The sequence below is a fragment of the Streptomyces kryoterrae genome (assembly GCF_054072135.1).
Window position 1 is genome coordinate 8,820,791 of sequence record NZ_CM133358.1, and the last position, 19,559, is coordinate 8,840,349.

Below are 19,559 nucleotides of genomic sequence, written 5' to 3' on the forward strand. Positions count from 1 at the left end.
ACCGCCCCCAGCGGCACTGGTGACCGGGGGCGGCGCTGTGACATGTGCGGCTAGAGCACGCACTCGGCTTCCGCGTACCGAGCGTCAGGGACCGTCTTCAACGTCTCCACCGCCTCGGCCAACGACACCATCACGATGTCCGTCCCCCGAAGCGCCGTCATCCGCCCGAACTCCCTCCGGTGCACAGCCTCCACCGCATGCCACCCGAACCGCGTGGCCAGCACCCGGTCATAGGCCGTGGGTGTCCCACCCCGCTGCACATGCCCGAGAATCACCGGCCGCGCCTCCTTGCCGAGCCGTTCCTCCAGCTCCAGGGAGAGCTGCCGGGCGATCCCGGCGAAGCGCTCGTGGCCGTACATGTCCTTGGCGCCCTCGTCGAACTCCATCGAGCCCGCGCGCGGCTTCGCGCCCTCCGCGGCGACGACGATCGCGAACCGCTTGCCCGCCGCGAAGCGTTCGCCGACGCGTGCGGCCAACTCCTCGATGTCGAAGGGGCGTTCCGGTACGACGATGGCGTGGGCGCCCGCGGCCATGCCGGAGTGCAGGGCGATCCAGCCGGTGTGGCGGCCCATGACCTCGACGATCAGGACGCGCTGGTGGGACTCGGCGGTGGTCTTCAGCCGGTCCAGGGCCTCCGTGGCGACCCCGACGGCCGTGTCGAAGCCGAAGGTGACGTCGGTGACCGCGATGTCGTTGTCGATGGTCTTGGGTACGCCGACTATCGGCAGGCCGTTGTCGGACAGCAGCCGGGCCGCCTTGAGCGTGCCCTCGCCGCCGATCGGGATGATCGCGTCGAGTCCGAGCTCGGCGACATGGCCCTTGGCCCGCTCCACGCCGTCCCGCAGATGTTCGGGGCGGACCCGGGAGGAGCCGAGGATGGTGCCGCCGCGAGCGAGGATGCCGCTCACGGCGTCGAGGTCGAGCTTGAGGTAGTCGCACTCCAGGAGGCCCTTCCAGCCGTCCCGGAAGCCGATGACCTCGTCACCGTGGTCCACGACGGCGCGGTGCACGACGGACCGGATGACGGCGTTCAGACCGGGGCAGTCGCCGCCGGACGTCAGGACACCAATGCGCATCGCCCGAAATCCTTCTCCACGTGGGCCGGGACCGGACCACGCTGTCCGGCTGGATCCCCGCCACCATACCGGCGGCGGGGACCAGGGCCGTAGCACCCGTCCGGGTGCTGGACACCGGCGCTCACCTGTGCGGATGCCCCGTCAGACGGGCCGGTGTCGCCGACGCGGACGGCAGGTGTACAGGTCGGGGCGGGAGCGGGGGCGCGCGCAGGTCAGGCGGGCTGCTGCGCCGCGGTGATCCGCTCGTTGCGCAGCGCGTCGTACCAGCGGTCGTCGGTCGGCGGCAGCGCGTTGACGTCGAGGGCCAGCTTCAGCAGCAGGTCCGCGATCAGCGGGTTACGGGCGAGCACGGGCCCGTGCATGTACGTACCGAAGACGGTGTCGTTGTACGCGCCCTCCGTGCCGTCCCCCGTGCCGTTGCCCTTGCCGAGCCGCACCTTCGCGAACGGGCGGGCGGTGGGACCGAGGTGGGTGACACCCTGGTGGTTCTCGAAGCCGGTCAGCGGGGGCAGGCCCAGGCGCGCGTCGATGTCTCCGAGTACGTCGCCCACGCACCGCTCGCCCTCGCCGCGCACCGAGACCACGTCGAGGAGCCCGAGGCCGGGCTCGCGCTGACCGAGGTCGTTGATGAACTCGTGGCCCAGGATCTGGTAGCCGGCGCACACGGAGAACACGATCGCGCCGTTGCCGACGGCCCGGTGCAGGCCCCCGTCGCGGCGCAGACGTTCCGCCGCGAGCCGCTGCGGCCGGTCCTCGCCGCCGCCGATCAGATAGATGTCGCCGGAGGTGGGGATCGGCTGGTCGCTGCGCACGTCGAGCCGGGCCACGTCGAGGCCGCGCTGCCGGGCCCGGCGCTCCACGACGAGCGCGTTGCCCTGGTCGCCGTACGTGCTGAGCAGGTCCGGGTAGATCCACACCAGACGCAGCTGGTTGTCGCTCATGAAGTGATCGTCCTCAGTGGTCGGTTGGCGGCAGTGGTCAGTTGCCGACGCGGCGGCGCAGATCCTGGAAGGCGGTGTAGTTCGCGATGACCTCGATCCGGCCGGGCGGCGCGAGCTGCACGGCCTGGTCGGCGTTCTCGCAGACCTGGAAGTGCTGGTTGGCCACCTCGAGGCGCACCGCGAGGTCCAGCTTGCGGTCACCGATGACGAAGATCGGGTGCCCGGTGAGCTGCGTGTAGTCGACGTCCCACAGCCACGAGGTGTCGGTGCCGTCGGCGCCCCGCGCGTTCACGGAGAGGATGACCGGGGTCGGCGGCGGATCGATCAGGGAGAACGTCTCCAGCCAGCCGGCCGGGTTCTTGGCGAGCAGCAGCCGCAGATCGCGCTGCATGAACTGCACGACGTCGTACCGCCCGGCCACCGCCTGCACCTGGTACATGCGCTCCAGACCGACCTGCGGCGGTACGCCGAACACGGCGGCGACAGCGGCGGAGGCCGCCGCGTTGGACTTGTTGGCGCGCCCCGGCAGCTGGAGGTGGATCGGCCAGGCCGACCCGTGCGGGTCGAGCACGTGGTCGCCGGACAGCGCCCAACTCGGCGTCGGGCGGCGGAAGCCGCACTGACCGCAGAACCAGTCGTCGCCGGGGCGCTGCATCACACCACCGCAGGACGGGCAGGACCAGGCGTCGTCCTTCCACATCTGGCCGGCGGCGACCCAGATCACGTTGGGGGAGGAGGAGGCGGCCCACACGATCAGTGGATCGTCGGCGTTGGCGACGATCACGGCCTTCGAACCGGCGAGCCCCTCACGCCAGTTCTCGGCGAGCATGCGGGTCTCGGCGGCGCGGTCGAGCTGGTCGCGGGAGAGGTTGAGGAGCGCGATGCACTTGGGGTCCGTGTCGCGGGCGACGCCGGCGAGGTACTTCTCGTCGACCTCGATGACCCCGAACTTGGCGTCCGAGCCGCCCGCGAGCGCCGAGGTGATGCCGGCGGGCATGTTGGCGCCCAGCGCGTTCGACACGACCGGCCCGGCGGCGCGCAGGGCCTCCGCGATGAGCCGCGTGGTCGTGGTCTTGCCGTTGGTGGCCGAGACCAGGATGACGTCCAGGTGCTGGGCGAGCCGGGCGAGGAGGTCGGGGTCGAGTTTGAGGGCTACCTTGCCGCCGATCACCGATCCGCTGCCGCGCCCTGCCGCACGCGATGCCGCCGCTACGGCCTTGCCGGCCGTCACGGCCAGCTTGGCCCGCGGAGTGAGCGGGTCCGAGTTGCCTGCCATCAGATCTCGATCCTCCTTGCGTACGCGCCGCGCCTGTGCCTCCGGCCACGTGGTGTGGACCTCAGCCTATCGAGATCCGTTCCTCGCATCCGCATCGCGGCACCACCACGGCGCCCGCGCGACATGGGTGACCGTACCCTTGCGGCCATGCGACCAGGCTCCATCCCGGGCACCCGGGGGCGCGTCCGCCCCCTGACACTGCTCGGCGACCCCGTTCTGCACACCCCCTGCGCGGAAGCGACACACTTCGACGCCGAACTCGCCGGGCTCGTCGAGGACATGTTCGCGACGATGTACGCCGCCCAGGGCGTGGGCCTCGCCGCGAACCAGATCGGCAGGCCCCTGCGGGTCTTCGTATACGACTGCCCCGACGACGAGGACGTGCGCCACGTCGGCCACGTGGTCAACCCCCGCCTGGTGGAGACCGGCGGGCTGTTGATGCGAGGCCCCGAGGGCTGCCTGTCCCTCCCGGGCCTGGAGGCGGGCACGGAGCGATACGACGAGGCGGTGGTCGAGGGCTTCACGGTGACGGGGGACCCGGTGCGGATCGCGGGCGCGGGTTTCTTCGCGAGATGCCTCCAGCACGAGACGGACCACTTGGCGGGCCGAACGTACGCGGACCGCGTAACAGGCTGGCGCAACAAGAAACTCATGCGCCAGGCAACCCGGGCTTCCTGGCACCGGGAACTTTGAGGGCGCGGGGCTGTGACATTCGCGGCACCGCCGCGATGGGAGTCCCCCGCTCGAGCGAAGCCGAGAGTGTGGGGGAGCGACAAGCCCCCACCGGCCCGCAGCCGACGCACAACCCCTCAGAACCCCGGACCCCCCACGCGATCGCCGGCGGCAGCCAGCCGCCCCCACAGCAAATCAGCCAAACTCCGCACCAACTCGGCCCGAGAACACGGCCGTTCACCCAGCCACCAGTCTCCCGCCGCGTGCATCATCCCGACTATCCCGTGCCCCCACACCCGGGCCAACTGCTGACTGCCGGGACCAAGGTCCAGCCGGTCCTCGATCACCTGGGCCAACTCCTCGCCCATCAGCCGCAGCAACGGCAGCGAGTGCTTCCTCACATCGAACCCGGGATCGCCGGGTGACACGCTGTCCCCGGGGTGCATCAGGAACCGGTACACCTGGGGCCGTGCCTCGATCGCCGCGAGGTAGGCGTCCAGCGTGGCCTCCACCCGCTCCCGCCGCTCCGCCGGAGCGTCCAGCGCGGCCCGCAGCGAGTTGAGCAGGGCGTCGGTGTGCCGCTTGGCCAGAGCGGCGTAGAGTCCGCCCTTGTCGCCGAAGTGCCGGTACAGAATCGGTTTGGTGATGCCCGCCTCGGCGGCGATGGCGTTCATCGAGGCGCCGGGACCGTCGCGCAGCACCACCCGGTCCGCGGCTTCCAGCAGCTCGCGCCGGCGGCGGTCGGCGGACCGCTGCTGATCGGTCTGCTGCGTGGTGTCCATGGTGTCTCCCCACCCGTGCTGATTTCGGTGACGCTTGCGCAAACTAGCACTGATCGGTCCATGCCCATCGAACGGGTTGCCGACCGTGGTCCGGGAGTTGACTTTTCCTACCGACGGGTAACAGACTCCAGTTACCTTAGGTAACATGCTAGTGCAGCGATGGAGGGGTCATGGCCGAATTCACCATGGAGCTCAATGACGAACAGAAAGAGGTCCGTGACTGGCTCCACGGGTTCTCCGCCGATGTGATCCGTCCCGCCGCCGCCGAGTGGGACGAGCGCGAGGAGACGCCCTGGCCGGTCATCCAGGAGGCCGCGAAAATCGGCATCTACTCCCTGGACTTCTACGCCCAGCAGTACTTCGACCCCACCGGTCTCGGCATCCCGATGGCCATGGAGGAACTCTTCTGGGGTGACGCGGGCATCGCCCTCTCCATCGTCGGCACCGGCCTCGCCGCCGTGGGTGTCCTCGCCAACGGCACCGAGGAGCAGATCGGCACCTGGATCCCCCAGATGTACGGCGACGCCAACGATGTCAAGGTCGCCGCCTTCTGCTCCTCCGAGCCGGACGCCGGCTCGGACGTCGCCTCCATGCGCACCCGCGCCGTGTACGACGAGGCCAAGAACGAGTGGGTCCTCAACGGCACGAAGACCTGGGCGACCAACGGCGGCATCGCCAACGTCCACGTGGTCGTCGCCGTGGTCGACGCCGAACTGGGCTCCAAGGGCCACGCGTCCTTCATCGTCCCGCCGAACACGCCCGGCCTGTCCCAGGGCCAGAAGTTCAAGAAGCACGGCATCCGCGCCTCGCACACCGCCGAGGTCGTCCTGGAGAACGTCCGCGTCCCCGGCTCCTGCCTCCTCGGCGGCAAGCAGAAGCTCGACGAGCGCCTCGCCCGGGCCCGCGAGCGGGCGAAGTCCGGCGGCGAGCGCGTCAAGAACGCGGCCATGGCCACGTTCGAGGCGAGCCGTCCCGCGGTGGCCGCGATGGCGGTGGGCACGGCCCGGGCCGCGTACGAGGTCGCCCTCGACTACGCGAAGACCCGTGAGCAGTTCGGCCGTCCGATCATCGACAACCAGGGGGTCGCCTTCCAGCTCGCCGACATGCGTACGTCCATCGACGCGGCGCGGCTGCTGACGTGGCGGGCGTCGTGGATGGCGATCAGCGGGAAGCCGTTCACCGCGGCGGAGGGATCGATGTCGAAGCTGTTCGCGAGCGAGACGGCGAAGAAGGTCACCGGGCAGGCGATCCAGATACTCGGGGGGAACGGGTACACCCGGGAGTACCCGGTCGAGCGCATGCACCGGGATGCGGCGATCTACACGATCTTCGAGGGCACGAGTGAGATCCAGCGGCTGGTGATCGCGCGGACCTTGTCCGGGATGCCGATTCGGTAGTGCGTCGGCTGCGGGTCGTGGGGGCTGGTCGCTCCCCCGGGGCGGAGCCGTGGATGGCACAGCCCCGCGCCCCTGGGTGGGGCACCTCACCCCTACCCGGAGGCGCTCCCGCTGCTGTGGGCGATGCACGCCACGTCGATTCGGTCGGCCAGTTTGGCCAGTTCGATGGTGAGGGCGGCCACGGTGTCCTCGTCGAGGCCGTCCTGGCCCGCCTCCACCAGATGCAGCCAGCGTCCCCCGACCGTGCGCAGCAGTTTGCTGACGTCGGAGGCGGCAACCTGCAACGTGCCGCGGTCGTCGACGATCAGAGGCAGAGTCACTTCGCGGTTCACAGGGGGGATCGTAGCCGCGGAAGGCTCACGCTCCGTGCCATACCGTCGTGATGTTGCAGAACTCGCGGATTCCGTGTCCCGACAGCTCACGCCCGTACCCGGACCGCTTGACCCCGCCGAACGGCAACGCCGGATGGGACGCGGTCATCCCGTTGACGAAGACCCCGCCCGCGTCCAGATCCCGTACGAGACGGTCCACCTCGGCCTCGTCGCGGGTCCACACGTTCGAACTGAGGCCGAAAGGAGTGTCGTTGGCGATCGCCAACGCCTCCTCCAGATCGGCCGCTCGGTACAGCGTTGCGACCGGGCCGAACGTCTCCTCCTGGTGAATGCGCATCTCGGGTGTGACATCGGCGAGGACGGTCGGCGCGTAGTACCAGCCGTCGTCCGTGAGGCCCTCGGGGCGTTCGCCACCGCACAGAACCGTCGCGCCGCTCTCCACGGCCTCGTCGACCAGCGCCTCCAGGTCCTCGCGTCCCTGCTCACTCGCGAGCGGCCCGACCTCCGTGTCCTCGGCCAGCGGATCGCCGACCTTCAGCGCCGCCATGGCGGTCGTGAAGCGTTCCGCGAACGCGTCGAAGACGTCCGTGTGCACGATGAACCGCTTGGCGGCGATGCACGACTGCCCGTTGTTCTGCACACGCGCAGTCACCGCGACCTGTGCGGCCCGCGCGACATCGGCGGACGGCAGGACGATGAACGGGTCGCTGCCGCCCAGCTCCAGCACCGTCCTCTTGATCTCGTCCCCCGCGACGGACGCCACCGCGCGCCCCGCCGGCTCGCTGCCGGTGAGCGTCGCCGCTCGCACCCGGGGATCACGCAGGATCTCCTCGACCGCGCCCGACCCGATCAGCAGCGTCTGGAAGCAGCCCTCGGGGTAACCCGCCCGAAGGAACAGGTCCTCCAGATAGAGGGCCGTCTGCGGCACGTTCGAGGCGTGCTTGAGCAGGCCCACGTTGCCCGCCATCAGCGCCGGCGCCGCGAAGCGGATCACCTGCCAGAGCGGGAAGTTCCACGGCATCACCGCGAGCACCGGCCCCAGCGGACGGTAACGGACCACGGCACGGGAGGCGCCGGAGTCCTTGACATCCGCCTCGGCGGGCACCTCGTCGGCGAGGAGTTCCTCGGCGTGGTCGGCGTACCAGCGCATCGCCTTCGCGCACTTCGCGGCCTCCGCGCGGGCCTGCGTGACCGGCTTGCCCATCTCGACCGTCATGGTGCGGGCGATGTCGTCCCGGTCCTCGTCCAGCAGGCCGGCGGCCCGGCCCAGCAGCCGGGCCCGCTCGGCGAAGCCGGTCGTGCGGTAGGTGCGGAAGGCGGCCTCGGCGGCCCCGAGCCTGCGCTCGATCTCCTCGTCGTCCATGGCGTCGTACGTCTTGAGGGTCTCGCCGTTCGCCGGGTTCACCGTCGCGATGGGCATTGCTGTCCTCCAGGTTGAGGGCCGTCCTTCGACCTTCCCGTGCGCCGGTGGCCCCCGCAACGCGTACGCCGCCCACCGACACGATCTCCATGCCCCGAGTGCTCCGTCAGCCGGTCCAGAAACCCTGCCTGCGCCGTCACGATCACCGCCCGGGCCTCCTCCAGGCCGAACCACCGCACCCGGTCCAGCTCGGGAAACTCCCGCTCCCGCCCCGACCCCCTGGGCCACTCCATCCGGAACGTGCCCGGCACCACGGCCCCCGGATCGAGGTCCGCCTCGATCGCCCACGCCGTGACGACCTTCCCGCCGGCCTGCCGCACCTCGCCCAGCGGCACGGCCTCGCCGTCGGGCGGCGCCAGCCCCAGCTCCTCCCGGAACTCCCGGCGCGCCGCGTCCCAGGCAGGCTCCCCGTCCCCGTACTCGCCCTTGGGAATCGTCCAGGCCCCGGCATCGCGCCGGGCGAAGAAGGGCCCGCCCATGTGCCCGAGCAGCACCTCCAGCCCGTGGCCGGGCGCGGCCTGGCGGCGGAACAGCAACAGTCCCGCGCTCTGCTTCCCCTTCGCGGCTTCCGTCACCGCGTCGCCTCCGGGTGCGCGGCCAACAGGGTCTCTACGGTGTCGGCCTCCTCCGGGGACTTGTCCTCCCGGTAGCGGACGACGCGGGCGAAGCGGAGGGTGACGCCGGCCGGATAACGGGTGGAGCGCTGGAGACCGTCGTAGGCGATCTCGACGACCAGTTCCGGCCGTACGGTCACCACCCAGCCGTCGTCCGACACGGCCAGCGCCTGGAGCCGCTCGGTCTGCCAGGTCAGCATCGCGTCGGTCATGCCCTTGAAGGTCTTGCCGAGCATGGCGAAGGAACCGTCGGGATTGCGGGCCGCGAGGTGGAGGTTCGACAGCTTGCCGGTACGGCGTCCATGGCCCCACTCGGCGGCCAGCACCACCAGGTCGAGTGTGTGTACGGGCTTGACCTTCAGCCAGGCCGCACCGCGCCGGCCCGCGCTGTAGGGGGCGTCCAGGGCCTTGACCACGACGCCCTCGTGGCCGCGCGCGAGGGTGTCGGCGAGGAACCTCTCGGCGGCGGGGAGGTCTGCGGCGCCACCGGCCAGCAGGCGTCGCACCCGCATCGGCCCGGGGACCAGACGGGCCAGCTCCGTGTGCCGTTCGGCGAAGGGGAGGTCGAGCAGGTCGTGGCCGTCGACCGACAGCGCGTCGAAGAAGACGGGGGAGACGGGTGTCTCCCGGGCCGCCGTCTCCACGTCCACGCGGGAGCCGACGCGGCCGGCGGTGTCCTGGAAGGAACGCGGGCGCCCGGCAGTGTCGAAGGCGATCACCTCGCCGTCGAGGATGAACCGCTCGCCTCTCAACGCCCGCGCGGCGGTGGTCAGTTCGGGCAGCCTGTCGGTGATGTCGTCGAGGGTGCGGGTGTAGAGCCGTACGTCGTCGCCGTCGCGGTGGACCTGGACCCGGATGCCGTCCAGTTTCTCCTCGACGGCGCAGGCCCCGAGCTTCTCGACGGCCTCCGCCACCGAGGAGGCGCTGTGCGCGAGCATCGGCAGGACGGGGCGGCCGACGGTGAGCCGGAAGCGGGCGAGGGCCGCCGGTCCGTCGGCCAGCAGGGCCTGCGCGACGGGCTGGATCGCGCCCGCGAGCATCACCGCGCGCCGTACGTCCGCGGGCGGTGCGTCGGTGGCCGTCGCCAGGCCTTCCACGGCCACGGCGTCCAGGGCGCCCTGCCGTACCTCGCCCGTGATCAGCGCGAACAGGAACCGTTGCTCGTCCGTGGTGGCCGCCGCCAGCAACTCGCCCACCAGTCGCCTGCGTTCGGCCTGCGAGCCGGCTCCGGCGACCGCGCCGATGGCGGTGAGGCGGGCGTCGACGTCCCGTACGGTGAGAGAGGGGTCGGCGGCGCCGGGGATCTGCTGGTCCAGCACCTTCCAGCCGATCCCCAGCCGGCCCTGTGGCAGGCGTCCGGCGAGATACGGGATGACGATCGGCACGTCGTCGGCGTCGGCGTCCCGGAACAGTTCGGCGAGCAGTGCGATCTTGCGGGACCGGGCGGAGGTGGCGGCGACCTCCTGGGACACGTGGGCGAGCCGGGTCAGCAGCATGCAGCCATGGTGCAACGGGGGCGGCGGTTGCACATCCGGGCGGGGGTGGAGTTTCTCGCCCCCGGCGCCCCTACCCGTCCCTTGCCTGGGGGCTGCGTCCCCGGACCCCCGCTTTCGGCCTGAACGGCCTCGTCCTCAAACGCCGGACGGGCTGGATACGTGCCGTATTGACAAATGGCCTTGCCGAAACTGCAATGACGCCATGGATGCCACGAGCGACGACGACACCGGCCACGTGCTTGCCGAAGTGGGACCCCGGCTGCGCCGCATTCGCAAGGAGCGCGGCACGACCCTCGCGGGACTGTCGGCCACGACCGGTATCTCCGTCAGTACGTTGTCCCGGCTCGAAGCGGGGCTGCGGCGCCCGAGCCTGGAACTGCTGCTGCCCATCGCGCGTGCGCACCGCGTGGCCCTCGATGAGCTCGTCGGCGCCCCGCCCGTCGACGATCCCCGGGTACGGGCCCAGCCGATCGTGCGGCACGGGCGGACGTATCTCCCGCTCACCCGGCAGCAGGGCGGACTCCAGGCGTTCAAGGTGATCCTGCCGGTGATCGACGAGGAGCCCGAGGCGCGGACGCACGAGGGGTACGAGTGGCTGTACGTGCTGTCGGGGCGGCTCCGGGTGGTGCTCGGGGAGCACGACGTGGTGCTCGGGCCGGGGGAGGCCGCCGAGTTCGACACGCGGGTGCCGCACTGGTTCGGGGCGGTGGGGGAGGGGCCCGCGGAGTTCCTCAGCCTGTTCGGGCCGCAGGGGGAGCGGATGCACGTACGGGCGCGTCCCGCCCGTGCGAAAGGGGCGTGATCGTGAGGTAGACCGTGACGTACGCGACTGGCGCGGACCGGTCCTCGACGGTTCCCTGATCTGCAAGCGACCGCTTAGTATGCGGTCGAGCCCGGTCAGCCGAACAAGACGAGCGCAGTCCCGTGGAGGCCCCCCATGCAGGCATGGCAAGTGCACCAGAACGGTGAGCCGGGCGAGGTGATGGTCCTCGGTGAGGTGGAGCGGCCGGTGCCCGCCGAGGGCCAGGTGCTGCTGAAGGTGCGTGCCGCGACCGTCAACTTCCCGGACGTCCTGATGTGCCGTGGGGAGTACCAGGTCAGGCCGCCGCTGCCGTTCACTCCCGGGGTGGAGATCTGCGGCGAGACCGAGGACGGCCGCCGGGTGATCGGGAACCCCGTGCTGCCGTACGGCGGTTTCGCCGAGTACGTGCTGGCGGACCCCCGCGGGCTGTTCACGGCCCCCGAGTCGCTGGACGACGCCGAGGCCGCCTCCCTCCTCATCGGCTACCAGACGGGCTGGTTCGGACTGCACCGGCGGGCCGCCCTTGAGGCCGGCGAGACGCTGCTCGTGCACGCGGCGGCGGGCGGGGTCGGCAGCGCCGCCGTACAGCTCGGGAAGGCCGCCGGAGCAACCGTCATCGGTGTCGTCGGCGGGGCCGAGAAGGTCTCCGTGGCGCGGGAGCTGGGCTGCGACGTCGTCATCGACCGGCGCACGGAGAACGTCGTCGGGGCGGTGAAGGAAGCCACCGGTGGGCGCGGTGTCGATGTGGTCTACGACCCCGTCGGCGGGGAGGCCTACACCCAGTCCACCAAGGTCGTCGCCTTCGAGGGGCGGATCGTGGTCGTCGGGTTCGCGAGCGGGACCATTCCCAGCCCCGGGCTCAACCACGCCCTGGTGAAGAACTACTCGATCCTGGGCCTGCACTGGGGCCTGTACAACACCAAGAACCCGAAGTTGGTCCAGCACTGCCACGAGCAGCTCACCGAGCTGGCCGCCCGGGGCGCGATCAAGCCGCTGGTGAGCGAGCGCGTGCCGCTGGGCGGGGCCTCGGCAGCCGTGCAGCGCGTCGCCGACGGGGTCACCACCGGCCGGGTCGCGGTGCTGCCCTCGCTGGAGAACGGAGCCGCCGCATGACCGACGCAGCTGAACTCACCCGACTGACCCGGGAGTTGCTGGCCGCGAAGCCGCCTGCCAGTACCGACCGGCTGGACTTCCTCAAGGCCCGCTTCGACGCCGGGCTCGCCTGGGTGCACTACCCGGAAGGGCTGGGCGGGCTGGGCGCGCCGCGCACCCTCCAGGCCGTCGTGGACGCGGAGTTGGAGGCCGCGGGGGCTCCCGACAACGATCCCCGGCGCATCGGCATCGGCCTGGGAATGGCCGCGCCGACCATCCTCGGCTTCGGCACGGAGGAGCAGAAGCGGAAGTTCCTGAGGCCGTTGTGGGTGGGGGAGGAGGTCTGGTGCCAGCTGTTCTCCGAGCCGGGGGCCGGGTCCGACCTGGCCGCGCTGGGGACGCGGGCGGTGCGGTCGGGGGACGGATGGATCGTCAACGGGCAGAAGGTGTGGACGTCCAGCGCCCATCTCGCCCGCTGGGCCATCCTCATCGCGCGCACCGATCCGGACGTGCCCAAGCACAAGGGCATCACGTACTTCCTCTGTGACATGACCGACCCCGGTGTCGAGGTGAGGCCGCTGCGGCAGATCACCGGCGAGGCCGAGTTCAACGAGGTGTTCCTGACCGACGTCCGTATCCCGGACGCCCATCGCCTCGGCGAGGTCGGCGACGGCTGGCGGGTCGCGCAGACCACACTGAACAACGAGCGCGTGGCCATCGGCGGAATGCGCATCCCGCGCGAGGGCGGCATGATCGGGCCCGTCGCCAAGGCATGGCGCGAACGCCCCGGACTGCGCACCCACGATCTGCACCAGCGGCTGCTGAAGCTGTGGGTGGAGGCCGAGGTCGCCCGGCTGACGGGGGAGCGGACACGCCAGCAGCTCGTCGCCGGCCAGCCCGGCCCGGAGGGCGCCGGACTGAAGCTCTCCTTCGCCCGCCTCAACCAGGAGATCAGCGGCCTGGAGGTCGAACTCCTCGGCGAGGAAGGCCTGTTGTACGAGGACTGGACCATGCGCCGGCCCGAGCTGGTGGACTTCGTCGGGCGTGACGCCGGATACCGCTACCTCCGCTCCAAGGGCAACAGCATCGAGGGCGGGACCAGCGAGGTCCTGCTGAACATCGTCGCCGAACGTGTCCTGGGCCTGCCCAGCGAACCGCGCACCGACAAGGACGTCGCCTGGAAGGACCTGGCCCGATGAGTACCCAGCCCGACCTTTTGTACTCGGAGGAGGAAGAGGCGCTGCGCGCCGCCGTCCGGGACCTGCTCACCGACCACTGCGATCCGGCCGGTGTGATCACCCGCATGGAGACGGACGCCCCGCACGACCTCTCCCTGTGGAAGTCCCTCGCCGAAGGCATGGGTCTGGCCGGTCTCCTGGTACCGGAGGAGCAGGGCGGCCAGGGTGCCTCGCACCGCGAAGTCGCTGTTGTGCTGGAGGAGTTGGGACGCGCCGTCGCACCCGTCCCCTACCTCACGAGTGCCGTCGTCGCCACCGAGGCCCTGCTGGCCGGTACGGGCGACGCGGCGGCCGAGCTGCTCACCGCGCTGGCCTCGGGCCGGACGGTCGGCGCCCTCGCCGTCGCGCTGAACGTGGCTCCCGGCGGCGCCTACAAGGTCGTCCCCCACGAAGGCGGCCTGCTGCACGGCGAGTTGACCGGTATCGCGGACGCTACGGTCGCCGACATCCTGCTCGTTCCGGCCGACGACGGCGGGCTGTACGCGGTGTCCACCGACGCGGACGCCGTCACCGTCACCCCGCAGGTCTCCCTGGACCTCACCAGGCCGGTCGCCACGGTCACCTTCGACGGAGCGTCGGCCCGGCTGCTGGGCGACGCCGAACCCGCCGTACGACGTGCGCTGCGGGCCGGGGCCGGACTGCTCGCCTCCGAGCAACTCGGCCTCGCCGACTGGGCGTTGACCGAGACCGTGCGCTATCTGAAGGACCGCAAGCAGTTCAACCGGCCCGTCGGCGGCTTCCAGGCCGTCAAGCACCGGCTGGCCCAGCTCTGGCTGGAGGTCGTCGGCCTGCGCGCGGCTGCCCGCAGCGCGGCGGACGCCCTCGCCACCGGCAGCGCGGTCTCCGACGTCGCGGTCGCGGTCGCGGTCGCCCAGTCCTACGCGGCTCCCGTGGCCGTCCGGGCCGCCGAGGAGGCACTCCAGCTGCACGGCGGCCTCGGCATGACCTGGGAGCACCCGACCCATCTGTGCCTGAAGCGTGCCAAGGCCGACTCGATCGCGTACGGCACGTCCGGCGGCCACCGCGCCGCCCTCGCCGAACTGGTCGACCTGCGCACCCCCTGACGTAGCACCCGTACGGCTGCGAAAGCCCGCCCCTCTGTCGGAGGGGCGGGCTTTTTCGTGCGCGCGGCGCGGACGACATGAACGCACAGCGGCACCAATGAACACACAGCGGCAAGTCGGCCAACTCCCGTGCCGAGCCCTGCTGCTGGGCCCCGCCCGGCCCGCATACTCGCGGGAGCGTCGTTCCTCGGTCAGCTCCAGAGTCAGCCCCACATGAACTCCAGCCAGGGAGGCAGCGCATGGCCCTCACCACCCGTCGCAGAGCCCTCACCGCCTTCGGTGCCGCCCTCACGGGCACCGTCTTCCTGCCCGCCGCGCGCGCCCTCGCGGGCGAACCGACGTACGGTCCACGCCCGTTGTGGCGCGCCCACGCCCACAACGACTACGAGCATCCCCGCCCCCTCCTCGACGCCCTCGACCACCGCTTCGGCAGCGTCGAGGCCGACATCTACCTCGTCGGCGACCAACTTCTCGTCGCCCACGACCCCGCGGACCTCGATCCGGCCCGTACCCTCGAATCGCTCTACCTCGACACCCTCGCCGCCCGCGTGAGGGCCAACCACGGCTCTGTGTACCGGGGTTACCGCCGGCCGCTCCAGCTCCTCATCGACATCAAGACCGAGGGCTCGTCGACGTATCTCGAACTCGACCGCCATCTCCGCCGCTACCGGGGCCTGTTCACCACATACGCCCACGGCCGTGTCCACCCCGGCCCGGTCACCGCCGTGATCTCCGGCGACCGGGCCGCCCGGGTGCCCATGGAGGCGCAGAGCGTACGGCGGGCCTTCTACGACGGGCGCCTCGCCGACCTCGGTACCTCGGCGCCGGCCTCCTTCGTGCCGCTGATCTCCGACAACTGGACGCTCAACTTCACCTGGCTGGGTGTCGGCCCGTTCCCGGCCGCCGAGCGCGCCAGGCTGAACGGCATCGTGTCGGCGGCCCACGCCCGCGGACAGCAGGTGCGCTTCTGGGCGACGCCCGATGTGGCCGGCCCCGCGCGGGACGCGCTGTGGGGCGAGCTCCTCGCCGCCGGCGTCGACTACCTCAACACGGACGACCTGGCCGGGCTCGAAGCGTTCCTCGACGCCCGGAGCGCTCCGTAAAGGTCACGAGAGACCACACGTTCGGCCGATACGTCAGCCGCACGGACGAACCCTCCACTACGCCACACTTACGGCCGAAAGCCGTGAAGTGGACGTGGTGGAGGAGGTTGACGATGGCTGTTTCCATCTCTGTGGTGGTGCTGCTCCTGATCCTGGCGGTGGCCTTCCTGCGCAACGGCGCGCTGAAGCCCAGCCACGCCGTGGTCTGTGTCCTGCTCGGGTTCTATCTGGCCAGTACGAACGTGGCGCCGACGATCCACAGAGGGGTCACGGCGACGGCGGACATCGTGAGCAGCCTCAAGCCCTGACTTCAGGGCGTCAGGGCGTCATGAAGACTCCGATGGCGTTCGGGACGGGCCGTTCGGCGCCGCCGGTCGGATGGTTGCGGACGGTGACCCTGCTCGCTCCCGGTGCTCTGGCGACAAGGGTCGTTGAGCCGCCGCCGTCCAGGTTGAAGGCGTCGACCGAGCCCAACTTCCGCATGGTGGCGGCGACTTCGGCGACCGTCAGTCCGCTGCGATAGTCGGGCGCACCGTCCACCGCGAGCAGCAGCAGCTTGCGCCCGCCGTTCGCGATGCCCGCCGCGGTGCGCACGGCGGCGGTGTTGTTGTCGAGGCCCGTCAGTGGCCGGCCGTCCTTCAGTACCGGGTAGCCGCCGAGGGCGAAGCGGTACGGGACGCGGGTCGTGGCCGCCACGAGACGGCTCTTGACCGTGACCGACGCACCGACGGACAGTTTCCGCAGTTGCCGCGCGCCGGCCTCCCGGCCCACCAGGACCGTGGTGTCGGCGGCGATGGCACCGCCGCCGGGGGAATTCGCCGTCCGGACGACCTTGCCGTGCCGCACCGTCACCTCGTACGTGTCCGCACTGCACGGCGCGGCCCGGTCGGTGTCCGTGCCGCACGCCGCCCGCGCCCGGGAGACGCTGCCCCAGGCCGGGGTGAACGCGCCGATGGAACCCACCGGCAGCGCGTACTGGTTGAGCCCGCCGAGTGTGAACCGTCCCGCAGGTGTGCCGATGCTCCCTGACAGTGCGAGGTGGTCCAGCCGGGCCCTTCTGTCGATGCCCACGCCGAGGACGGCCCTGGTGGTGACGCCGGGAGGCATCGAGGGGCCGAAGCGCTGACCGTCCGGCACCGCCGCCTTGAGCACCACGCCGCTCGCGATCGCGGGGCCCACGGACGCGCCGGTGGCCGCGACCCCGGGATGCTGGACCTCGCTGATGTTGAAGAAGTCGCCGTTGACGCCCGCGACGGCGCCCTTGGTGTCGGCCAGCCTGGAGACGGCGGTCCGCGCCGCCACCGCCCCCGCGTAGAGCAGGTTGACCCGTACCCGCGCGTTGCCGAGGTCGACGCTCAGCAGATGGGCGTGGGTCACCCCCTTGGCCGCCACGATGTCGAACTGCGCGTAGCGCACGCCCGGCGCGATCCGAGTGGCTCTCGGCGCGCCGCTGGCCGGTGCCGCCCCTGTCAGGGCCGCGCCGGCCAGCGTTCCGAGTACCGCGAGTAAGGAGACTGCCGCCCTGCCCGTTCTGAACCGTCCGCCTCGACGCATCCGAACCCCCTGAAGTCCCGTCAACTGTGGCAGGGCGCAAGGGGAGCGCACCAGGTGACGATGAGCCGCGCGGGGGTGCGCGAGGGGCTAGGTGTTGACGACCCGGGAGCGGATCAGGAAGCGCACTCCTTCGGGCGCCTCCAGGGAGAAGCCGCTGCCCCGGCCCGGTACGACGTCCACGATCAGCCGGGTGTGGGCCCACACCTCGTACTGGCTGCGCGACATCCAGAACGTCACCGGTTCGAGGACACCCTCGACCACCAGTTCGGCGAGCAGTATGTCCGAGCCGCCGGTCCGGAACTCGCCCGCGGGGAAGCACATGGGCGCGCTGCCGTCGCAGCACCCGCCGGACTGGTGGAACATCAGCGGGCCGTGCACCGCGTGCAGTCGCCGCAGCAGCTCGGCGGCGGCCGGGGTCAGTTCGACGCGCGGGTCCTTCTCGGGCATCTCCACCGTCCCAGTGGACCGCGCGGGACGTTGCGACAGGGTTGCGGGCCCGGCCAGGTGCCCCGGACACACGGAAGGCCGCCTCACGCGGAGGCGGCCTTCGTGGACGAACTGCCGGGTCAGCTCCGGTCGGTCACGTCCGTGACCCTCCAGCGCTGGTTGGAGCCGGAGTTGGCCATCCACGTGGTGACGGCGGCACCCTCGTTGGTCGCCTGGCCGCCGACCTCCAGCAGGCGGCCGGTGGCCACGTTGATCAGCGTCCACGTCCCGTCACCGGTGGTGGACATGATCCACTCGGTGGCCGGATCCCGCTTGCCCGTGTCGGGCTCCACCACGGGGACGTTGTCGCGGACGGCCAGCCGCTTGCCCTCGGCCGGGTTGGCGAACACGTACCGCTGGCGGGCGCCCTTCTCGCCGTGCCGGGCGTCGAGCTGCCACTGCTGTGCGACGGTGCCGTTGGCCGAGCCGATGACCAGGCTCGTGCCGTTGGCGCCGACGGTCACGGCCTTGCCGCTCTGCACGCCGGTCAGCGTGTAGGAGTGGCCCTTGCTGAACAGGCCGGCGTCCTTCGCGACACCCGAGACGCCCTTGACGGCGAAGGAGGTCACGGACTGGGCCGGGACGGTGTACGTGGCCCTGCCGTCGACGACCTTGACCGGGGCCTGCTGCTTCAGCTTGCCGTCGGCGCTGGTCACGGTCGGTGTGACGGTCGCGTCGCCCTTGATGGTGCGGAACTTGGACAGGTCGATCGTGACGTCACGCGCCGCGGTGGTGCTGTTGACGTGGACGAGCGAGACGCCCTTGCCGTCCTTGGTCACGGCGGCGGCGCTGGAGGTGTCGTCCACCTTGATCAGCTTGTCGCCCGGCTTGATGAAGTGCGTGAAGTTGCGGGCGGTGTCGAACTTCGTGTTCGTGTAGATCGGGCAGGACGCCGGCGTGTCCGTCGACCTGCAGCTGAACGACAGCTGGATGCTGCCCCAGTTGCCGCCCTTGGCGGACTCGCCGCCGGGCTTCATGTTGTCGTAGTCCTCGACCGGCTGCCAGAACACCCAGGCCTGGGGCTCCAGTTCGCGCAGGTCGTTGACGATCTGCTGGGCGAGGCCGAGACCCGGACGCATGTCGGTGAAGCTCTGGCCGTCGCCCCAGTCGCCCTCGACCTCGCTCATCCACAGCGGCTTGTCGGCCGCCTTGGCGAGGTCGCGCACGGTGGTGCGCTGCCCGGTGCCGTAGGTGTGGACGTTCATCTGGTCCACGAGGTCCTTGGACCCTTGCGAGTAGGAGTTCCAGTTGTTCGCGAAGATGGACGGGTTGGTCTCGTCCATCGCCGAGATCTCGGACTTGACCTTCGCCTTCCTCAGGGCGGGGGCCAGCGCGGCGAGAACCTTCTCCTGGAGCGCGGGGCCGATGTGGGCGCCCTCCTGACGGCCGCCGACGGGCTGGCCGTCCGCGCCCAGACGAGTGCCCCAGTAGCCGGTGTTGGGCTCGTTGAACGGGTCGACGGTGTCGACCTTGATGCCCTCGGCCTTCTCCAGCCGCTTCGTCGCCCCCGCCAGGTAGGCGGCGAAGTCGTCGACCGAATCGGCCTTCAGCTGGTCGGTGTTGGCGTTGAAGCCGCCGGAGACATAGCCGCTCTCCGTCATGAACCAGGGCGGCGAGTTGCTGAACGTCTCCCAGTGGGTGATGTCCTTCTTGATGCGGTCCACCCACCAGCGCTGGGTCTTGTCCGCCTTCGGGTTCCAGTCGGCCGCGTCGTCGGCGCTCCACCAGTCGGTGTCCGTGCGGGTGGTGCCCGCGGGCGCCTTCCACCAGCCCTCGACGGCCCCGCCGGCCCGCAGGTAGTCCTTGACGTCGGGGGCGTTGCCGCCGCCGATGTTGTACCGGGCGATGTTCAGCGCCAAGCCGTCGTCACCGAACAGCAGCTTCGCGAGCTTCTCGCGGATCGCCGGGGGATAGTCGCCGGTCGCGTTGGCGAACCAGACCAGACTGGTGCCCCAGCCCTCGAACTTCTCCTGCTTGTACGAGGGATCGGGGGTGACCGTGACGGACGAGGCCGCTGCCTCGGCCGCCGCCTGCGCGTCCGGCGACGGCGCGCTGACCAGGGCGGCCGAAGTGGCCAGAGCGGTGATGCCGACGACTCCCAGAAGGTGTCGCGTGCGGGTACGGCGTGCCAACGTGTGCTCCCAACTCGGATGTGGTCGCTGCGGTGGACCGCCGAGCCCGCACCGTACGCGGGTGCGCACGGACACGGGGCAC

At 71.0% G+C, this 19,559-nt stretch carries 18 protein-coding genes and 1 pseudogene; 8 read left to right on the forward strand and 11 right to left on the reverse strand.

Translation table 11 applies throughout. The features are described 5' to 3' along the window. Positions 1–50: 50 nt before the first annotated feature. The 3 genes from ACW4TU_RS39295 to ACW4TU_RS39305 all read right to left on the reverse strand — a co-directional run bounded on the left by ACW4TU_RS39295 (position 51) and on the right by ACW4TU_RS39305 (position 3,293). Entirely contained in the window at positions 51–1,076 is a 1,026-nt protein-coding gene (locus tag ACW4TU_RS39295; protein ID WP_457421338.1) for a 6-phosphofructokinase, read from the reverse strand. Positions 1,077–1,288: 212 nt separating this feature from the next. Then, a complete protein-coding gene (locus tag ACW4TU_RS39300; RefSeq protein ID WP_327693275.1) occupies positions 1,289–2,017 on the reverse strand; it encodes a type 1 glutamine amidotransferase in 729 nt (242 codons plus the stop codon). A gap of 37 nt (positions 2,018–2,054) precedes the next feature. Continuing rightward, positions 2,055–3,293, reverse strand: a complete 1,239-nt coding sequence (locus ACW4TU_RS39305) for a MurT ligase domain-containing protein (RefSeq protein WP_457421340.1) — start codon at positions 3,291–3,293, stop codon at positions 2,055–2,057. Between the two features lie 147 nt (positions 3,294–3,440). On the opposite strand from ACW4TU_RS39305, the gene def reads away from it, so the two are divergent. Further along, the gene (def, locus tag ACW4TU_RS39310) at positions 3,441–3,986 is read left to right on the forward strand and encodes a peptide deformylase (protein ID WP_457421342.1); all 546 of its coding nucleotides are present in this window, start codon (positions 3,441–3,443) and stop codon (positions 3,984–3,986) included. 116 nt (positions 3,987–4,102) lie between these two features. Here def and ACW4TU_RS39315 read toward each other — a convergent pair whose 3' ends face one another. Beyond that, the gene (locus tag ACW4TU_RS39315) at positions 4,103–4,747 is read right to left on the reverse strand and encodes a TetR/AcrR family transcriptional regulator (protein WP_164412533.1); all 645 of its coding nucleotides are present in this window, start codon (positions 4,745–4,747) and stop codon (positions 4,103–4,105) included. Between the two features lie 170 nt (positions 4,748–4,917). Here ACW4TU_RS39315 and ACW4TU_RS39320 point away from each other — a divergent pair, with 170 nt between their 5' ends. Further along, positions 4,918–6,144 (forward strand): acyl-CoA dehydrogenase family protein, encoded by a 1,227-nt coding sequence (locus ACW4TU_RS39320; protein WP_457421344.1) that lies wholly within the window; start codon positions 4,918–4,920, stop codon positions 6,142–6,144. A gap of 92 nt (positions 6,145–6,236) precedes the next feature. Here ACW4TU_RS39320 and ACW4TU_RS39325 read toward each other — a convergent pair whose 3' ends face one another. The 4 genes and pseudogenes from ACW4TU_RS39325 to ACW4TU_RS39340 all read right to left on the reverse strand — a co-directional run bounded on the left by ACW4TU_RS39325 (position 6,237) and on the right by ACW4TU_RS39340 (position 10,006). After that, positions 6,237–6,476 (reverse strand): DUF6213 family protein, encoded by a 240-nt coding sequence (locus tag ACW4TU_RS39325; protein ID WP_189149781.1) that lies wholly within the window; start codon positions 6,474–6,476, stop codon positions 6,237–6,239. Positions 6,477–6,501: 25 nt separating this feature from the next. Then, on the reverse strand, positions 6,502–7,896 hold the full coding sequence (locus ACW4TU_RS39330) for an NADP-dependent succinic semialdehyde dehydrogenase (RefSeq protein WP_457421347.1): 1,395 nt from the start codon (positions 7,894–7,896) through the stop codon (positions 6,502–6,504). A gap of 95 nt (positions 7,897–7,991) precedes the next feature. After that, positions 7,992–8,471, reverse strand: a pseudogene (locus ACW4TU_RS39335) (NUDIX hydrolase); the annotation flags it as partial. After that, positions 8,468–10,006 (reverse strand): ATP-dependent DNA ligase, encoded by a 1,539-nt coding sequence (locus tag ACW4TU_RS39340; protein WP_457421349.1) that lies wholly within the window; start codon positions 10,004–10,006, stop codon positions 8,468–8,470. The pseudogene ACW4TU_RS39335 and the gene ACW4TU_RS39340, both read right to left, overlap by 4 nt. 202 nt (positions 10,007–10,208) lie before the next feature. Between ACW4TU_RS39340 and ACW4TU_RS39345 the strand changes: the two genes are divergently transcribed. The 6 genes from ACW4TU_RS39345 to ACW4TU_RS39370 all read left to right on the forward strand — a co-directional run bounded on the left by ACW4TU_RS39345 (position 10,209) and on the right by ACW4TU_RS39370 (position 15,613). Then, positions 10,209–10,808, forward strand: coding sequence for a helix-turn-helix domain-containing protein (locus ACW4TU_RS39345; protein ID WP_457421351.1), 600 nt, complete (start codon positions 10,209–10,211; stop codon positions 10,806–10,808). Positions 10,809–10,943: 135 nt separating this feature from the next. Next, positions 10,944–11,921, forward strand: a complete 978-nt coding sequence (locus tag ACW4TU_RS39350) for an NADPH:quinone oxidoreductase family protein (protein ID WP_457421353.1) — start codon at positions 10,944–10,946, stop codon at positions 11,919–11,921. After that, positions 11,918–13,099 carry an acyl-CoA dehydrogenase family protein gene (locus tag ACW4TU_RS39355; protein WP_457421355.1) on the forward strand — a complete coding sequence of 394 codons (1,182 nt, stop codon included), beginning with the start codon at positions 11,918–11,920 and terminating at the stop codon, positions 13,097–13,099. The genes ACW4TU_RS39350 and ACW4TU_RS39355 overlap by 4 nt, the downstream gene beginning before the upstream one ends. Next, positions 13,096–14,202, forward strand: coding sequence for an acyl-CoA dehydrogenase family protein (locus ACW4TU_RS39360; protein ID WP_457421357.1), 1,107 nt, complete (start codon positions 13,096–13,098; stop codon positions 14,200–14,202). Before ACW4TU_RS39355 ends, ACW4TU_RS39360 begins: the two co-directional genes overlap by 4 nt. A gap of 239 nt (positions 14,203–14,441) precedes the next feature. Then, positions 14,442–15,305: a phosphatidylinositol-specific phospholipase C/glycerophosphodiester phosphodiesterase family protein gene (locus ACW4TU_RS39365; protein ID WP_457421359.1), complete on the forward strand. Its 864-nt coding sequence runs from the start codon at positions 14,442–14,444 to the stop codon at positions 15,303–15,305. A 113-nt stretch (positions 15,306–15,418) separates the two neighbouring features. Further along, positions 15,419–15,613 (forward strand): hypothetical protein, encoded by a 195-nt coding sequence (locus ACW4TU_RS39370; RefSeq protein ID WP_457421361.1) that lies wholly within the window; start codon positions 15,419–15,421, stop codon positions 15,611–15,613. 10 nt (positions 15,614–15,623) lie between these two features. On the opposite strand, the gene ACW4TU_RS39375 is transcribed toward ACW4TU_RS39370, so the two are convergent. The 3 genes from ACW4TU_RS39375 to ACW4TU_RS39385 form a co-directional block, all read right to left on the reverse strand. Further along, positions 15,624–16,859 (reverse strand): phosphodiester glycosidase family protein, encoded by a 1,236-nt coding sequence (locus ACW4TU_RS39375; protein ID WP_457421363.1) that lies wholly within the window; start codon positions 16,857–16,859, stop codon positions 15,624–15,626. An 87-nt stretch (positions 16,860–16,946) separates the two neighbouring features. Beyond that, positions 16,947–17,306: a DUF779 domain-containing protein gene (locus ACW4TU_RS39380; protein WP_457430543.1), complete on the reverse strand. Its 360-nt coding sequence runs from the start codon at positions 17,304–17,306 to the stop codon at positions 16,947–16,949. Between the two features lie 119 nt (positions 17,307–17,425). Next, the gene (locus ACW4TU_RS39385) at positions 17,426–19,477 is read right to left on the reverse strand and encodes an RICIN domain-containing protein (RefSeq protein WP_457421365.1); all 2,052 of its coding nucleotides are present in this window, start codon (positions 19,475–19,477) and stop codon (positions 17,426–17,428) included. Positions 19,478–19,559: the final 82 nt, after the last annotated feature.

What these genes read in the sequence shown, in the direction of transcription:
- def (WP_457421342.1), top strand. Translation starts at nt 3,441, where the DNA reads ATGCGACCAGGCTCCATCCCGGGCACCCGGGGGCGCGTCCGCCCCCTG.
- ACW4TU_RS39320 (WP_457421344.1), top strand. Translation starts at nt 4,918, where the DNA reads ATGGCCGAATTCACCATGGAGCTCAATGACGAACAGAAAGAGGTCCGT.
- ACW4TU_RS39340 (WP_457421349.1), bottom strand. Translation starts at nt 10,006, where the DNA reads ATGCTGCTGACCCGGCTCGCCCACGTGTCCCAGGAGGTCGCCGCCACC.
- ACW4TU_RS39350 (WP_457421353.1), top strand. Translation starts at nt 10,944, where the DNA reads ATGCAGGCATGGCAAGTGCACCAGAACGGTGAGCCGGGCGAGGTGATG.
- ACW4TU_RS39375 (WP_457421363.1), bottom strand. Translation starts at nt 16,859, where the DNA reads ATGCGTCGAGGCGGACGGTTCAGAACGGGCAGGGCGGCAGTCTCCTTA.
- ACW4TU_RS39360 (WP_457421357.1), top strand. Translation starts at nt 13,096, where the DNA reads ATGAGTACCCAGCCCGACCTTTTGTACTCGGAGGAGGAAGAGGCGCTG.
- ACW4TU_RS39295 (WP_457421338.1), bottom strand. Translation starts at nt 1,076, where the DNA reads ATGCGCATTGGTGTCCTGACGTCCGGCGGCGACTGCCCCGGTCTGAAC.
- ACW4TU_RS39355 (WP_457421355.1), top strand. Translation starts at nt 11,918, where the DNA reads ATGACCGACGCAGCTGAACTCACCCGACTGACCCGGGAGTTGCTGGCC.
- ACW4TU_RS39380 (WP_457430543.1), bottom strand. Translation starts at nt 17,306, where the DNA reads ATGCCCGAGAAGGACCCGCGCGTCGAACTGACCCCGGCCGCCGCCGAG.
- ACW4TU_RS39315 (WP_164412533.1), bottom strand. Translation starts at nt 4,747, where the DNA reads ATGGACACCACGCAGCAGACCGATCAGCAGCGGTCCGCCGACCGCCGC.
- ACW4TU_RS39330 (WP_457421347.1), bottom strand. Translation starts at nt 7,896, where the DNA reads ATGCCCATCGCGACGGTGAACCCGGCGAACGGCGAGACCCTCAAGACG.
- ACW4TU_RS39305 (WP_457421340.1), bottom strand. Translation starts at nt 3,293, where the DNA reads ATGGCAGGCAACTCGGACCCGCTCACTCCGCGGGCCAAGCTGGCCGTG.
- ACW4TU_RS39345 (WP_457421351.1), top strand. Translation starts at nt 10,209, where the DNA reads ATGGATGCCACGAGCGACGACGACACCGGCCACGTGCTTGCCGAAGTG.
- ACW4TU_RS39300 (WP_327693275.1), bottom strand. Translation starts at nt 2,017, where the DNA reads ATGAGCGACAACCAGCTGCGTCTGGTGTGGATCTACCCGGACCTGCTC.
- ACW4TU_RS39365 (WP_457421359.1), top strand. Translation starts at nt 14,442, where the DNA reads ATGGCCCTCACCACCCGTCGCAGAGCCCTCACCGCCTTCGGTGCCGCC.
- ACW4TU_RS39370 (WP_457421361.1), top strand. Translation starts at nt 15,419, where the DNA reads ATGGCTGTTTCCATCTCTGTGGTGGTGCTGCTCCTGATCCTGGCGGTG.